Origin of the sequence: Trinickia symbiotica (assembly GCF_002934455.1) — a bacterium.
Classification (GTDB): Bacteria; Pseudomonadota; Gammaproteobacteria; order Burkholderiales; family Burkholderiaceae; genus Trinickia; species Trinickia symbiotica.
This window is the reverse complement of sequence record NZ_PTIR01000002.1, coordinates 1-15,279: the sequence shown is the minus strand read 5'-3', so window position 1 is coordinate 15,279 and position 15,279 is coordinate 1. Positions and strand designations below refer to the sequence as shown.

Annotated in this window: 14 protein-coding genes and 1 pseudogene; 1 reads left to right on the top strand and 14 read right to left on the bottom strand. The window is 63.4% G+C overall.

The features are described 5' to 3' along the window. Positions 1–5: 5 nt before the first annotated feature. The 14 genes from B0G57_RS03810 to B0G57_RS03745 all read right to left on the bottom strand — a co-directional run bounded on the left by B0G57_RS03810 (position 6) and on the right by B0G57_RS03745 (position 14,740). Positions 6–1,010, bottom strand: a complete 1,005-nt coding sequence (locus B0G57_RS03810; RefSeq protein ID WP_026229485.1) for a hypothetical protein — start codon at positions 1,008–1,010, stop codon at positions 6–8. A 5-nt stretch (positions 1,011–1,015) separates the two neighbouring features. Next, entirely contained in the window at positions 1,016–2,620 is a 1,605-nt protein-coding gene (locus B0G57_RS03805; RefSeq protein WP_018439661.1) for an acyl-CoA ligase (AMP-forming), exosortase A system-associated, read from the bottom strand. 10 nt (positions 2,621–2,630) lie between these two features. Continuing rightward, positions 2,631–3,830, bottom strand: a complete 1,200-nt coding sequence (locus tag B0G57_RS03800) for a PLP-dependent decarboxylase (RefSeq protein WP_018439662.1) — start codon at positions 3,828–3,830, stop codon at positions 2,631–2,633. After that, positions 3,820–4,803 (bottom strand): beta-ketoacyl-[acyl-carrier-protein] synthase family protein, encoded by a 984-nt coding sequence (locus B0G57_RS03795; RefSeq protein WP_018439663.1) that lies wholly within the window; start codon positions 4,801–4,803, stop codon positions 3,820–3,822. The genes B0G57_RS03800 and B0G57_RS03795 overlap by 11 nt, the downstream gene beginning before the upstream one ends. A 4-nt stretch (positions 4,804–4,807) precedes the next feature. Further along, complete coding sequence (locus B0G57_RS03790; protein ID WP_035468379.1) at positions 4,808–5,791, bottom strand: ferritin-like domain-containing protein; 984 nt, start codon at positions 5,789–5,791, stop codon at positions 4,808–4,810. Further along, positions 5,791–6,369, bottom strand: a complete 579-nt coding sequence (locus tag B0G57_RS03785) for a hypothetical protein (protein WP_018439665.1) — start codon at positions 6,367–6,369, stop codon at positions 5,791–5,793. The genes B0G57_RS03790 and B0G57_RS03785 overlap by 1 nt, the downstream gene beginning before the upstream one ends. Next, complete coding sequence (locus B0G57_RS03780; protein ID WP_018439666.1) at positions 6,366–7,247, bottom strand: hypothetical protein; 882 nt, start codon at positions 7,245–7,247, stop codon at positions 6,366–6,368. The genes B0G57_RS03785 and B0G57_RS03780 overlap by 4 nt, the downstream gene beginning before the upstream one ends. A 46-nt stretch (positions 7,248–7,293) precedes the next feature. After that, positions 7,294–7,542 (bottom strand): acyl carrier protein, encoded by a 249-nt coding sequence (locus B0G57_RS03775; RefSeq protein ID WP_018439667.1) that lies wholly within the window; start codon positions 7,540–7,542, stop codon positions 7,294–7,296. Between the two features lie 102 nt (positions 7,543–7,644). Further along, on the bottom strand, positions 7,645–8,745 hold the full coding sequence (locus B0G57_RS03770) for a hypothetical protein (RefSeq protein ID WP_018439668.1): 1,101 nt from the start codon (positions 8,743–8,745) through the stop codon (positions 7,645–7,647). 27 nt (positions 8,746–8,772) lie between these two features. After that, positions 8,773–9,954, bottom strand: coding sequence for a hypothetical protein (locus B0G57_RS03765; protein WP_146013301.1), 1,182 nt, complete (start codon positions 9,952–9,954; stop codon positions 8,773–8,775). A 124-nt stretch (positions 9,955–10,078) separates the two neighbouring features. Next, the gene (locus tag B0G57_RS03760) at positions 10,079–10,846 is read right to left on the bottom strand and encodes an outer membrane lipoprotein-sorting protein (protein ID WP_018439670.1); all 768 of its coding nucleotides are present in this window, start codon (positions 10,844–10,846) and stop codon (positions 10,079–10,081) included. Then, entirely contained in the window at positions 10,843–12,060 is a 1,218-nt protein-coding gene (locus B0G57_RS03755; protein ID WP_018439671.1) for an ABC transporter permease, read from the bottom strand. Before B0G57_RS03755 ends, B0G57_RS03760 begins: the two co-directional genes overlap by 4 nt. After that, positions 12,032–12,784 carry an ABC transporter ATP-binding protein gene (locus tag B0G57_RS03750; protein WP_018439672.1) on the bottom strand — a complete coding sequence of 251 codons (753 nt, stop codon included), beginning with the start codon at positions 12,782–12,784 and terminating at the stop codon, positions 12,032–12,034. Before B0G57_RS03750 ends, B0G57_RS03755 begins: the two co-directional genes overlap by 29 nt. A 12-nt stretch (positions 12,785–12,796) precedes the next feature. After that, complete coding sequence (locus tag B0G57_RS03745) at positions 12,797–14,740, bottom strand: AMP-binding protein (protein WP_223258534.1); 1,944 nt, start codon at positions 14,738–14,740, stop codon at positions 12,797–12,799. 349 nt (positions 14,741–15,089) lie between these two features. On the opposite strand from B0G57_RS03745, the pseudogene B0G57_RS03740 reads away from it, so the two are divergent. Next, positions 15,090–15,279 (top strand): annotated as a pseudogene (locus tag B0G57_RS03740) (ferritin-like domain-containing protein); the annotation flags it as partial.

Genomic DNA, 15,279 nt, shown 5'->3' with positions numbered 1-15,279 from the left:
CGGTGTCAATGAAGCGGTACGGGCGCTCGCCCTTTAAGTTCGACAACGAGCGCTCCCGCCATGCCCGCGATCGCAGCGTCACAGAGCAGCGTGACCCGCGACTCGCCGGGCGCGAGCATCGTCTGTATGCGGTGAAGCGTCGAAAGCGTGTCCGCTGATGACAAATGCACACCGTCATCGCGAGCGAAGACTCGCTGTGCGTCGATACCGAGCTCATCGGCGATCGCAGCCCTGAATCGCGCGCCGAAGCCGGCCGGCGCAAAACAGTCGAGTTGCGAGACTCGCAGATCGGCCTGTTGGAGCGCATCGGCCGAGACCTCGACCGCCAATGCGACCAACTTTCGCTCGAGCTCGCGCGGATCGAGGTCCCACGGCGCATCTATCGCATCGCCGTAGACGAGCGCGCTGCCGAGCACGCACGTGCCGCCGCGGGCGTGATCGCGGCGCATCAACAGCGCACCCGCCGCATCGCCATACGACACCAGATCGCCATAGGTCCGGAAAAACGGATAGAGCCACTTGTCAGCGGCCACGAAGAGAATCTGGCCTCCGCCCGCGAGAAGCCCGTCGGCAAGCGGCATGGCGGCATAGAGGCCGAGCGTGCCGCACTGTCCGAGCGCGAGCGGCAGCACAACTTTCAAACCCAGCTCGCACTGAACCCGGCCCGCGACGGATTCGACGATGCGCTCGTTGAGCGTGGACTGTGCTACCACGATGTGCGTCGTCTCGCGCAATACTTGGCAATCGACGCAATGTTCGAGCTCGCCGACGGCCGCGGACGCGAGATCCGACAGGCTCTGTCCGGCGGGTGCGATCGGCAGCGCCACCTTGCAGGTACGGGCGAGGCGCGCAGCCTCGTCCGCATCGATGCGACCGCGCCCGCGCGGTAGCACGAACTTCGCGCCGGGCGCGATCATGTGGGCATAACCGGTATTGCGCTCGTTGGCCTGGACGCCTGCAAACGCCTCGCGCGGCAGGTGGTGAACGGCGATCTGCTCGATCGTCAGCATCGGCATCACTCCTCCACCACGGCACGCTGCGGCTCGGATTCGAACCGGTCGGCATGCTCGGCCTTCAGCAGGGGACGATCGATCTTCCCGTTGGGGTTGCGCGGCAGCGGTTCATCACGTACTTCGATGTGAAGCGGCAGCATGTACGATGGCAGTTGCTCCCGGCATGCACGCACGATCGATTGCGCCGCGGTCTCGCGATCGCCGCTGGCGCATGCGCATACGACGATGCCCTGGCCCAGCGCAGGATGAGGGACGCCGAACGCGGCGGCTTCGATCACGTCGCCGCAGGTGAAGACGATGTCCTCGATTTCAGTCGGACTCACGCGATAGCCCGAGGTCTTGATCATGTCGTCGGCGCGTGCAACGAAATACAGGTAGCCGTCCTTATCACGGCGCACGATGTCGCCGGACCACACGGCCTTGTCCTCGAGCGGGATCTGCCGATGCGCATGCGGCAGCGGCCGAAAGCGCTGGGCCGTCAATTCGGGCTGATTCCAATAACCGAGCGTCACGAATGCACCGCGATGGACGAGCTCGCCCGGCTCGTCGTCGGCGCACGCGCTGCCGTCCGGTCTCAGCACGAGGATTTCGGCATTGGGCACCGCCTTGCCGATCGACGCCGGCCTCGCGGCCGCATCTTCGGGGGCAAGGTAAGTCGAGCGGAACGCCTCCGTCAGGCCGTACATCAAGTACGGCAGCGCGTTCGGATAGAGCCGCTGCAACCGCTGCAACAACGGCGTCGGCATGTGGCCGCCGGTGTTCGCGAAGCGGCGAATCCGCGCACCCGTCTCGATCGGCCAGTTCGCATCCGCAAGCTGCATCCATAGCGGTGGGACGCCCGTAATCGATGTGACGCCCACGCGCTCGCAGTATTGCGGCACCTCGCCGGCCTTGAGGAAATCGAGCGGCGCATAGCAAGCGCCGGCGGCAATCGATGACGTGAGTTGACTCAGCCCTGCGTCGAAGCTTAGCGGCAGCACGCCGAGAATCACGTCGTCGCGGGAAAGTCGCTGGTATGCCGCAACGCTTTGCGCGCCCGCGACAAGGTTGCGCTGCGATAGCACCACCCCCTTTGGTTTCCCCGTCGAGCCGGACGTGTAGAGCAGCGCAGCCGGATCCGAATCGACGACGGCAACATCGGGCACATGAAATGTCGAGCGGGCGGCAACCGACGAATCTTCGATGGAAAGCGCGTCGAGCCGCTCGACGACCCAGCATGCGATGCTGTCCCCTACATCGGGCAGCCGGCGAAGACGCGGCTCGGTCGTCAGCAATAACTTGGCGCCGCTGTCGTCGAGGATGTATCGGACTTGATGCTCCTTCAATTGCGGATTGATCGGCACGATAATCGCGCCTGCAAGATTGGCCGCGAGCATCGTCACGACGGCTTCGTATCGCTTGGGTGCGTAGGTTGCAACGCGATCGCCTCGCCCGATGCCTGCCGTACGCAAGCCCGCCGCCGCTCTGCGTACGTCGGCGAGCAACTGCGTGTAGTCGACGCGTCGACTTTCGTCGGCTATCGCCATGCCGTGCGGAACGTGCGCGGCCGCCGCCTCGAGCAGATCGAAAAGGCGGATGTGAGCATTCGTCGAATGGGAGTCGTTCATGATCGCTCCATCAGGCCTGGCGGATGTAAACCTTCGCTGGTCTCAACGAAAGGAAGCCGCTGACGGTATAGGAATGGTTGTAGGCGCCGCATTGCTCGAACAGCACGAAGTCGCCGGGCTGGGGCGGCCGCCTGTCGGCGGAAAGACGTCCGATCACGTCAGCGCGATTGCACGTGTTGCCAACGAGCGTAACGGCCCGCGCATCGGAGCTAGCGGCTGCATGCATGCCGTTGCACGGCACGACGATGGGCTGCTGCCACGCCTTCAGCACGGATTCCGTCCTCGCGAGCAGAAAGTTGTGGCTCATGCCGCCGTCGCAGACGGCAACGATACGATCCGGCCAATGCTTGACCGCCGTCACGCGCGTGACGAAGACACCCGCGTCCGCGAAGATGGCTCGTCCCGATTCATGCGCAATGCTGTAGCGTGCCGCAAGCGGCGACAGCCGCTCGCGATAGCGACTGAACACCTCTTCGCCGTGTCCCTTCTCCGAAAACCCGCCGCCGACATTGAGGAACGTGATGGGCGCGTGCGCGATCTGCGCGAGTTGTTCCGCTGCGTGGGCGAGTGCAAATGCGAGATCCGGCGAGTCGGCTTCGTCTCCATGCGCATCGGAAACCCGAAAGCTGCCCGAGCCCGCAAATGCGTGAAGGCCGCTGATCGCAACGCCCGCCGCCTTGAAGAGCTCGGTGACGTGCACGGCTTCCGTCATCGTCATGCCGAAGTGATCGTGCCAGCCTTTCGGCGCGCGCTCACCGACGAGTGCGCCGGCGTTCATGCGCAGCATCACGTCCTGCTTCGGCTTGCCGGCGGCGAGCGCGATGAATCGCCGCGCCATGTCGGGGTTGTCGATGATGAAGTGACAGCGCGACGCGAGACCCGCGCGCATGAAGTCCTCGCTCATCGACGGGTTGTTGAGATACTTCGGCTGCTTGCCGCGCCCGACGACGATATCGAGCTCGCCCTGGCTCGCCAGCTCGATTCCGTCCTCGAACGCATGGCCGCAGCGGACGAACAGATCGGCGTTCGAATTGGCTTTCAGCGAGACGACGAGACGGGTGCCGAGCGCCTCGCGCAGCGCCGTATAGCGGGCCAGCACGATGCGAGGATCGAAGACGTAGCACGGCGTATCGAGTCCCGCGAGCCAGCGCAGGTCCGCATTGTCGGCGAGCCCCGCTTGCGGTGCGCATTCGATCGATTCATGATCCATCATCGGTTTCACCTGAGTGCGGGTGGAGGGTAACGGCGGCAAACGCTCCGGTGTTCGACTGCATCACGCCCATCACGTGCCGGCCGGCATCGAGCGCCGCGAAGCCCGCATCCGCCAGGTTGATCGCGAAGTCCGAGCAGCATGCGTGGCCGCGGCGAAAAATGTTGTCTTCGAAAAGCCGTTCAGCAGAGATGTTCATTGCGCGGCAAAGCGATCGCCAGCCGCGCAAATCGGCGTTGTGCGGCAAAATCTTCGCGAAGCCGTCGACCGGAACGCCGCTCATGTCGGAGGCCGCGGACATGATCTCGCGCGTGTATTGCCACTCCATGGCGATCATCTCGCGCTCGATGCTTGCCACCGCATCCGATCCCGGATGCCACTCCGCATAGTTGCGAATGGCGACCTCGCCGATTCGATTGCGCGCGCTGTCGCGCGTGATAAGCAGGCAGGCGGCGCCGTCGCATTGAATCCCCGACATCTGACGCAGCCGATAGTCCTCGCCGTAAACGCGATCGACAGAAACAATGAGCGCCGCGTTAGCCTGCGCATAGGCCGAGAAAAGCGCATCCACGGCGCGAATGCCGGCCGCGATGGACACGCAGTTCAGTTGGGCGACCGATGCGCTCCAAAGCGGCCTCATGCGGTGAGCCTTCGCAACCTCGTGCGGCAGACTGCGCGGCGCGGCGGGTACGCTGAACTGTTGCGTATGAACGTGTACCAGCAAGTCGACTTCCGAGGGGGCGAGTCCGGCCTCATCGATCAGTCGTCCGACGGCGCGCGTCGCGAGCTCGACTTCGCCGATCTCGGGGGCCACGTGAAAATAGCGGCAACCCGATTCGACGATGGCCTCGACGCGTTCACGCCGGTACGCATGACGAGTCGCCCATGCTTCGATATCGATGGGCTGACCCGGCAGCTCGTAAGCCGCCGCGTCGATGCCGAGCCAATGACGGGAACGATCGACGGGCGTCATGGCATCACGCGTTCAACGACAACGGCATGACTTCATAGTCGATCACGTCGAGCTGCTCGAACGTGCGCCGCACGCGCGGCGTGAGCAAGCCCATCTCGCGGATCGTCGGAACGAGGCGCCTGAAGATCGAGCGCCGTATCGTGCTCGATACTTCCGAATCGCGCACCATCTGGGCGCATGCTTCCTTCGAGAAGCCCATCGGCTCCCAGATGTCGTCGGCGCAAAGGTGCTCGTACAGCACCGACGCGCCCTCGCTGACGAACTCTTCGCGCTCCTTGAGCTCGGTCGACGACATTTCGCTGTAGACGCGGCAAAGTGTGATCCTGCCCACCGCGAAGTGGCGCGACTCATCTCGCTGAATGCGGGAGAACAGGTCTTTGATGAACGGATCCGTGCTGTAGGCGACGACACTCTGGAAGATCGATAGCGCGATACCCTCCACGAGCACCTGCATGCCGAGATTCGTCATGTCGAGATGAGTCGACGTGATCGTATCCTCGAGCAAGCCCTTGAGCGACTTGCTCATCGGATAGCTCGTACTGAACTTCTCGTTCACGAGCTTCGCATAGGCTTCGACGTGCCTTGCCTCGTCCATCATCTGCGTGGCTGCGCAAAGCCGCGCGGACAGCCCCTCCTCCGCCGATGCGAGTTTCGCCGCACAGATCAGCGCGGCCTGCTCGCCATGAAGGATCTGCGAGAGGAGCCAGGCCTGCGCATGGTGCCGAACTTCTCTGCGGCCCGCTGCATCGAGCTTGTCCCACAGTTGCGTGCCATAAATCAGCAACGTCGGGTCGGGCATGCCGAGCGGATTGTCCGCATCGAGCTCCGTGCTCCAGTCAATGTCTTTCGCAACGTCCCACTGCGCGGCCTTTGCCTTTTCGTAGAGATTGTTGAGTGCGAGCTCGCGCAACTCGTAATCGGTCGACATCAGCGCGTCGACGGGCATGGCCCATCGAATCTGTTCGATATCAGGCGTGTGTGCGTGCATCATGGTCTCCGGTGCCGGTGAAGACGACCGGCGTGGTCGTAGGATCGCGGAAGGTCGTCGGGGTCGGCAATGCGCTCGACGCGCACGAGCCGTACCGCGTGCCCGGGCCAGGCGCGCGTCAGCACCGCATCGGCGGCATCGAGCCAGCGCGCGTCCGGCGCGGCACAGGTCAGCGTGTTGTCGCCGGGGTAATCGAGGTCGCGTCGGATGCGGTCGGTTATCCAAAGCGATGGTCCCGGTCCGGCCGCCGTCCAGAAGTTCATTTCATTGGCCAGCCCCGTCCCGAGCACCACGCGCGCATCGAGGAGATTCGCGGGCAGCGAATCGATGAACGGCGCTCGAAGCTGAATGAAGAGCCGTGCTTTGTCGCCGAGCGAGCGCCAGACAGCGTCGGCCAGCGCCGACAAAAAGCGAAAATACTGAGCGTGATCGAGCAGGACGGGTGTGTTTTCGTGAGGCTGATAAAGCGCGATGCGCGCGTAGTCCTCGGGCGTCGCTAGCGGCACGTTGTATGTCGATGCGGGCAGCAGCAATGCGCCGCTGCGCGGATCCGCCTGCAATCGGTAGTGCGCTTTCATCGCTCCATCTCCAGGCGGAACGTTGCGTCGGGCGCGAAGGTCATCTCGGCCATCGCGAAATACCCGTTTAGCGCAAGGGAGTTGACGATCGTGGAGCGGCATGACCCTGCGTCATGGAGCCTATGCAGCAGGACCGATATCCAGGGATCGCTGCCGAAGGAATGCCCGAACCGCTCGTAACCGTCAGGATGAATAGCCGCGCCCGTGAGCATGTTGACGAGCACTCGGCGCGACGCTTCGCGAAAAAACGGCACAGCGAGAGGAACACCGGGACGCTCCGCGCTGAACGAGCGCAAGGCGCGTCCCATCTGCACCATCGCGTTGGCTTGGGTCGCGGCACCCACCAGAACCGGCCATGTCTCACCCGGCTCCACGTCGACGACGATCGTGCAGATGCCGAAGCCCGAGTGGCCCCATTGCTCGTTGGCCAACCAGTATGTAAAGCAGTGAATGTCGACATCGACGATCTGCAGAAGCAGCCGCCGGCGCCCGCTTGCCGCAGCCTTCTCGAGCAGATATCGAAAGACGAAGCCCCAGCCTGCGCACTCATAGCCGTGCGTCATCCAATCGACGCGTCGATGCATGCGCGATTCGATCGCGCCGATCAGCGCGCGGCTCGTCTGCGATTCGTCCATCAACATTGGGGAGAGAATCGTCGAGCTGATCGCATAGTCAGAAATCGCAAGCCCCGGCTCGACGCACGCATGCGCCTCTTCGGCGATCCGTGCACCGAGCGCGGCAGCCGCGTAGCTCAAGTCCTCGATGCCGCCCGCGCCGGGAGCGATGCGCCGGTACGCGAGCGCGCGCAGGGACAAGCGGGCCCTCGGCGTGCCGGCGGGCGCATGCATGTCTTGCTCGAGTGAGAGTGCGATGCTCATCCCTCGATCTCCCCGGCAAGCGGACGTGCAACGACGCGCGCCATGTTCAGGCGGCCTGATTCGAGCGCAGTTGCTCGTCGAGCTGCTCGAGCGTCGTGTATTGCGTGATGTTGAGCGCTTCCGGATCGATCGAACCGTAAAGCTGCTCGCAGAAGACGATCAGCTCGACGATGTTGAGCGAATCGATGCCCAGCTCGCCGATGCCGACGTTGGTCTCGACCGATTCGACGTTCAGAATCTTCGCGACTTCGCGTGCCAGGACAGCCAGTGCGTTTTCAGGCGTGGTGGTGCTCATTGCAATTTCCCCTTGAGGTAGATTGACTGCGCGTTTGCTATTGATTGATTACCGCATGAAGCTCGCCGAACGCGAGCGGCGCTCGAAGCGCCACTCGGCCCGTCACACTCCCTTGAAGCTCGTCCGAAGCTCGTGATAGCAGCGATAGGAGCTCCCCTCCATCTTCGAGAACGCGAGCAAATCGCGTTCGTCGCCGAACTCGCGTACCGCTCCGCTGCGCACGAGGCCGCTCAACAGTTCGTTGGACGCGAACTTCAGCGCGAGTACCCGCTGCACGCTGCCGAAGCTGTAGACCTGTGATCGCGTTTGTTGCCTTGCGGCGTCCGCAATGAATCGCATGGCATCGCCGGCTCTCTCGTCCAGGGTCAAGCGGCCTTCGCTGGCGAGCCATTCGAGGTGCGCCATCAATGCGCGGACAAAGAATGGCCTTACGATCGTCAGGTACTTATTGAAGACAGTCGGACCGCCGATTTTCAGACGGTCGCCCGCGCCGACCTCGACCTCGCCGTTGACATTGCCGAGCTGCAGTCTGCCGTCGAGAAACGGCTCCCCATACGACACCCGCCGGAGCGATCTGTACTGCTCCGGCCATACAAGGTAGGCGGCCGGAAAGAACACGCCAGGCAGCCGCGCCGCAATGACTGCCATCCCCTCGCGGTGCGCCTCGATGCCCCAGACTTTGTCGACCGTCAAGCGGATGCGCCCTTGGTCGTTACGCGCGACGGATTGCCAGCCGGCAAGCGTCGGGCCGCCCGCATCGCTCATCAGGAACGAGAAGTGGTAACCGTCATCGAGACAGGCGCAGGCGCGCTCGTACTGGTCGGGCGTAAAGAACAGCGCGAACATGATCCGGATGAACGAGCGCATGAAAGGCTTGAAGTGATCGGCAAGACCTTGCTGCGCAATTTGCTCGAGAACCGCTTCCGCAAGCGCCGATTCGTCATGGCGCAACTCGGTCGAGGCGCCTTCCTCGATCTCCGGCAATGCAACGTCGCCCAGCCGGCGCTGCCTGATGATCATGTCGCTGTCGAGAAGCCGGACGGCGCCTTCGCGCAGCAACGCGAGCAACGCGTCGGGCAGCGGGCCGAACGCTTCGAGGCGCGCCGCGACGGGCAGCGCGGCGAGCGTCGGCAAATCCGTCGTCTTCCACGTCGATGTCTGCGCCGGGGTGCGAATATCGTCGATCAGATTAGCTGGGTGCATATCGCTCGTTATCCGAATGTTCGAGGTTTAAAAGCGCACGCGTAACGCCGCGTCGATTTCCGTCGAAAAGCCCACGACGCGATACTCGGAATGTCCGCCGCCGAACGCATGTGAGAGCGCGAGATCAACGCTGAAGCGCCTATCGATATCTGACGTCACCTGCACGACCGTGAGCAGGCCCTTGTCCTGCGGCGAATAGAGCGCACGCGCCGAGAGTTCGGTGCCGGCCCTCACCTTCTTGCCGAGCCGCACGAAGAAGTAATCGCGCAAATTGCCCTCGGTCGACAGAAAGTTCGCGGTCGCGACGAGCGGACCGAAGGCGGCAAACTGGCCACGGGCGATCGCGGCGCTGTTTGCCGTGATCGAAGCCGTCACATTGCGCCACTGCGCCGCATCGAGCCTCGCCTCGTCGTGCTGCCATTCGGCGATCGCGTCGATGCCGCCCGGCAGCGTCGTCTGCATGCCGAGCGCCGTGCGCCACATGTACTGGCCGCTATTGCGCCGGTCGATCGGATTTCCGCCGGCCGGGTCCGTTGCGGGAATCGCCGCCCCGGCATACCCGATGGAATCGCGCGTGCTGCCGCGCTCGATCCAGCCGCCGCCGTAGAACGTCGAATTCGCGCCGACGTCCATTGAAAACGTGCCGCCGCTGCCAAAGTGCCCAGCATGCCCGCCGGCCAGCACCGAAGCCGAACCGCCCGCCCAATTCGTCGCGAAGCGCAAGAGCTGGCTCGCGCCCTGTGTGTCGCGAATGTCCGTGTCGGTTCTCGATGTATGGTTGTTGCCGACCATCGCCTGTAACGACGACCGCTCGCCGACCCACTTCACCTCGGCAATCGGTGCCCCCTCCACGTCGCCATAGCGATCGAAGATATCCGCATTCGAGGGGTGCTTCTCGAAGAACGCCAGCGGAAAGAATGCCTGCGTCACGTCGAGCGACTCGATCCGCTTGCCTACGGTTACCGATACGTTCTGCGTGACGTTGGCGCGCGCGCCAAGCTCGTTCAGGCGGCCATCGGTACGTGCCGTACCGCCCGTGTAGTCGAGGAGGGCCCGCGCATTCAGGAACACGTTCGGCTGATCGATGCGCACGAGCGCCGCAACGTCGCGCGCGTTGGCCGGCTCGCTGCCGATCACGTCGCCGATCAGTGCATTGCCGCCGGTGAACGTGATCGATCGCGCGTAGGCCACACCGTTTAACGTGCTCAATTGCTGCCCCAGATCGAAACCGTCCGCGCGCGCCGTGCATGCGCACGAGCACGCAGTGAGGGCGACGAGCACTCGTAGCAAAGGAGGATTCCGGTCGATGCGTGCATGATGGAAGCAGTGCGCGTCAGTTGACATTCGAAAGCGAGTCGGGGTTGAACCAGCTCACCGGGAGTTTGCGTGCCTCGCCGTTCGAAAGCTGGACGACGCTCGCTCGCTTTTTTTCGATCTCGTTTCGATAGGTGATCTTGTCGATAAGCTTGCGGCCGTTGATGTCGACGAGCGGTCCGAAATCGGCGGTGCGAAAGAGAAGCCCACTTGCAAGAAAGAATTGCGCACGAACCGGCACATCGCCGTTCGACGTGACCCATAGCTTCACTTTCGGGTACACACTGTCCGGGTCGGTCGCCGCCAGATCGAGTTCCGTCACATCGCGACCGTCGATTTGAGCTGCCGCATTCGCCGCCACCGTCGCGCTATAAGTCTTTGCCCAATGCGTGCGAGTGATGTCGCTGATCACGACCTCGCCCTGCAGGCGCTGCAAGCCGTTGATGCGCACCGCGCGGCGCGTATTCGGCACGTAGAACCAATGGCCCTCGTCGGTGGCGAGGTACTTTTGGCCCTGGTTCTCGCCCGTTTGAGTGATCGCAAGCGTATCGCCGTTCGTGCGGGCATAGACGAGGTAGTCGGTGCCGTCCTCTAGCGAACCGTCGATCACGTTAGTGATGCGCACCCGAGTCTGCGCATCGTCAGAGCCGGTCCGGTAAGAGTCGGCGCGCGCGAGCATCTGAGCGGGCGTATCCGCGAACGCGCGCGTGCCGGCGATGGCGAGAGCGGTTGCGAAGAAGGCCGTGAGGATCGGCTGCGGCACGCGGCGCGGGTGGATCGATTTCATGCCGAAAATCCCTCGAGGATGTTGCGTTTCAAGAGCCGACGCGTCGCGAACGCCGCGGCCAGTACGCCGAGCACGATGAACGCGATCCCGATGCCGGCGGACGCATGTACGCTCAACGCGAACTCGAGCAGCACGGGCTTCACGCGGCCCGGCGGCGGCGGCAGACGCACATGCGCGTAATTGACGGCGCCCATGACGAGCGCTCCCAGGCATGCGCCGACGGCAGCGCCGATGGCACTCGTGAAGACTGATTCGTTGACGAACATAAACTTGACGATGCCCGTGGATATGCCGAGTGCGCGCAACGTCGAAATCTCGCGCTGGCGCTCCATCACGCTCATCACAATAGAGTTGGCCATCGAGAGAAGAATCGTCACGGCCAGAATGGTGCCGAGCACGGAAAACTCGTTTCGATAGAGCGATACGAGCTGGTGATAGAGCGACGCGATCTGGTCCCAGGTTCGCACGTCGAGATCGGGCAGCGCACCGCGCAGGCTCGCGGCGGCCGCCTCGGTGGACGACGTATGATTCAGCAGCACCACGATGCGCGAGGCCTTGTCCGTGCGCAGCAGTTTCTGAGCCGATCCGAAGCTCGTTTGCACGATGCGATCGTCGAGATCCTTCACGCCGGTGCTGATAATGCCGACCACTTGGGCGTCGGTCGCATTGATCCCGCCCGAAGCCGTCGAAACCATCAGCGAAATGACGTCGCCGGGCTTGATCGCGAGTTTGCGTGCAAGTTCAGCGCCGACCACGATTTCCGTGCCCGCCGTAGCGGGATCGAGATAGCGGCCGGCAACGACCGTGTGATAGTCGAAGTAGTCGGGCGCCTGCTTGTTGGGCTCGATGCCATCGCCGACGAAGCCATAGCTGAGGTCTCCATTGGAGACGAGGCCTTCGAAGTCGATCTGACGGGCAACCGAGCGCAGGTCGTGCAAGCTAGCGATCGCCCGCTGCGCGCGCGCGCCCTCGTCGGCGGTAAGGCCGTATTGCAGCGGCCGCTCGCCGATCTTGTCGAGATAGCCTCGATGCAGCACTTGCAGATGCCCGACACTGCCGAGAATCGTCCCCTCGCGAACGGCATTGAACGTGGCGAGGATGTAGCCGAGCGCGACCGCCGCGGCAAACGCCGTCACACCCACCGTGAGCATCGTGAGGATCGTTCGGCGCGGATTGCGCCAGAGGTTACGCCACGCGAACGTGATCCAGTTCACTGTCGGTCTCCAGTTCCGGGTGGATGACGCCGTCGACCATGCGCAAGCGCCGCGGCAGTTGTGAGCAAAGGCGCTGATCGTGTGAGGCGATCAGAAATGCCGTGTTGTGTGTGCCGTTGATCGACAGGATCAATTCGACGACGGCCGCGGCGCTCGCCGAGTCGAGATTGGCGGTGGGCTCGTCGGCAATGACGAAGGCGGGTTCCTTGACGAGCGCGCGTGCGAGCGAGATGCGCTGCTGCTCGCCGCCGGAAAGCTCGCCGGGCCGGTGCTGCTCGCGCGCGGCCAGTCCCACTCGCGCGATCATCGCGCGTGCGCGATCGCGCCGCTCGGCCTTGTCCTTGAGCCAGAAGAGACCGAGCTCGACGTTTTCGATCGATGAGAGGACCGGGATCAGATTGAAATGCTGGAAGACGAAGCCGATGCGGTCCCTGCGAATGTGCTCGAGCGTGCGCTCGGCGGCAGCGTCGATCGCCTTGCCTTCGATGAGGCGTGTACCGCGCGTCGGGTTGTCGAGAAAGCCAGCGATATTGAGCAATGTGCTCTTGCCGCTTCCCGACGGTCCGATCAAGCCGATGATGTCGCCGGCGCGGATCGTCAGGTCGATCGACTTGAGCGCGGCAATACGTTCCGCGCCTCGCCGGTATTCTCGCGCGATCGATCGCAGCTCGAGCATCGGTCGCGCTTCAGCGCCGGGCTCCTGTGGGAGGTCGGTCATGTCCATGGCGAAGGTCCGTTACAGAGGTTGCTCGTTCGAATGCCCGTCGGGGTGAGCGCCCGCATGGGGCAGCGACGAAGCTTGATTGCCCGCGCCGCTCTCGTTGCGCACAGGGATGGGACCGAGCTCGAGAGCGATCGCATCGCCCGGTGCTGGAGACGACTTGGCGCTCATGGCCGCGCTCGCCGCCATCGGCGACGGGAGTCGAATGTCGGAGAACTCGCCGTTCAAGTACAGCTGGCGCGACTTCAGACGTTGAAGCTTGCCGCTCGTCGTGCGCGGCAACGCGCCCGGTTCGACGAACACGATCTCCTGCGCGCAATAGCCGAGCTTGCGTTGCAGCAGCGTCTGCATTTCAGCGCGCGCGTTGGCATTGGCATGCACGCCGGACGCATGCGACTCGACCAGGATCACGAGGCTTTCCGTGCCCTGCTTCTCGTCATAGACGCCCACCGCGGCACAGGCGCCCTTGAAAATCGCCGGATGATCCGCGATGACTTCCTCTATTTCATGCGGGAAGTAGTTCGCGCCGCGGATGATGATGATTTCCTTTTTGCGGCCGAGGATGAAGAGATGCTCTCCGACGACGTAGCCGATATCTCCCGTTGCGAACCATCCGTTTTCGTCGATCCCCGCCGGCACCTCAGTCTGCGTGCTCGGCATGTAGCCCATCATCACCGATGTGCCGCGAATATGAATCTCGCCGGGCTGACGCTCGGCTGCGACGCGGCCGGTCTCATCGCGCACCTCGTATTCCATGCCGGGAATCGACCTGCCCACCGACAGCACGAGCTCTTGCGCGGCCGGTTTTTCAGGCGCGGCTCGTTCATCATCGCTCTCGGTGCGGGCTTCATCGGGTAGCGCAAGCTGACGCTCAGCCAGCGTGACCGAATCGATAGCGTCGGTCACGACGTGCACGAGCGCTTGAGCGGGCAGCGTCCGCGACGCGTCGTGCATCGTCACGGCGAGCGTCGATTCAGCCATGCCGTAGCACGGCTGCAATGCGCTGCCTGGCAGGCCGTACCGGGCGAACGTTTGCGCGAATTCCCGCATCGTGCGCGCGTCCACGCGCTCGGCGCCGACAAAAATATTGCGGCAGCAGCTGAGATCGATCCCTTGCATGGCCGCGGCGTTGAAGCGCCGCACGCAATAGCGCAGCGCGAACGTGGGCGCCGCTGTCGTGGTAGCGCGTGCCTGGGCGATGCGCTTCAACCATCCGAGCGGATTACGGATGAACGCGCTCGGCTGCATGAATTGCAGCGCCGATCGATAGTGAACGTTCGAAAGAAGCGTCAGCAATCCCATGTCGTGGTAGAGCGGCAGCCACGACACCGTTGCGTCGCCTCGCGACGGATCATAGCCGACGGCACCACCGATACCGCGCAAGTTGTCGTAGACGTTTCGATGGCTCAGAACGGCCGCTTTCGGATGGGATACCGAGCCTGACGTCAACTGAACGTGGTGCGCATCGTCGAGACTCTTTTCGCAGACTTGCGGGAGCACACCCGATGCACCAGCCAGCATCAGTTCGCCGGTACCGACGACGCGCACGCCGAAGCCTGCCAGGCGCTCCCTCATCGGCTGCGACGCGGCGTCGGTCGTGAATAAGAGTCTTGGAGCGTAGAGCCGACAGGCGATCTCGACGACTTCGATGCTGTCCGCGTTGAAGCGCTTACCCGGCGAAGGCACGGTGCACGGCAGCATCCCCGCGAGCACACAGCCGAGCAGCAGACCCGCGTAGTCGATCGATGCCGGCAGCGCGATCAACACGAGGTCGTTCTCGCGGGCGCCGAGGGCGAGCAGGCCCGAGCACACCGCGAGCGCGCGCTGTGCGAGATCGCGGTATTGCACAGCGTTTTCCGCGCCGCTTTCGTCGACGAAAACGATGGCTCGCTCGGCGCCCGCCGACGTCGCGTCGAGCATGCCGAGAATGCCGTCGATCAGGGGTGACCGTGTTCTCACTATGCCGTCCTCTCTACTTTCTTCAAGCGAGACTTGATGACAGTGAAGCGGCGTGCTGACAGGCGGCGATCTCGCAAGGGCACGAGAGTCGCTGCGCAGCGCACGCGGCGTTCCGCAAGCGAGGTGATTAAATCCGCGGGGCGTCTGGCGCAAAAGCTGTCAGTTATGACAGCGCATCGAGACATATCCCTGTCATATCTGAGAGCTAGCTGATCGGCCTGTCCAGACGCGCATCGGCAACGGAACCCTCTCGCGCTCGAGCCCCTCTCTTGTCGTACCGCGGTCATATTTGCGATATACGGTTCGTCCGCATTCAGCAGGTGAGAACGAATTCGTCAAGGGGATGGCCATGAATACGATGCTCTATCCGGAACTTTACAAATCGCTCGAGTCCGTTCGATGGGACATGGAGAAGGACATTCCCTGGGACAAGTTCGACGGCTTCTTGCTCACCGACGAGCAGGCGACGACGATCAAAATGAACGCGATTACCGAATGGTCGGCATTGCCCGCCACGGAAATGTTCCTGCGCGATAACC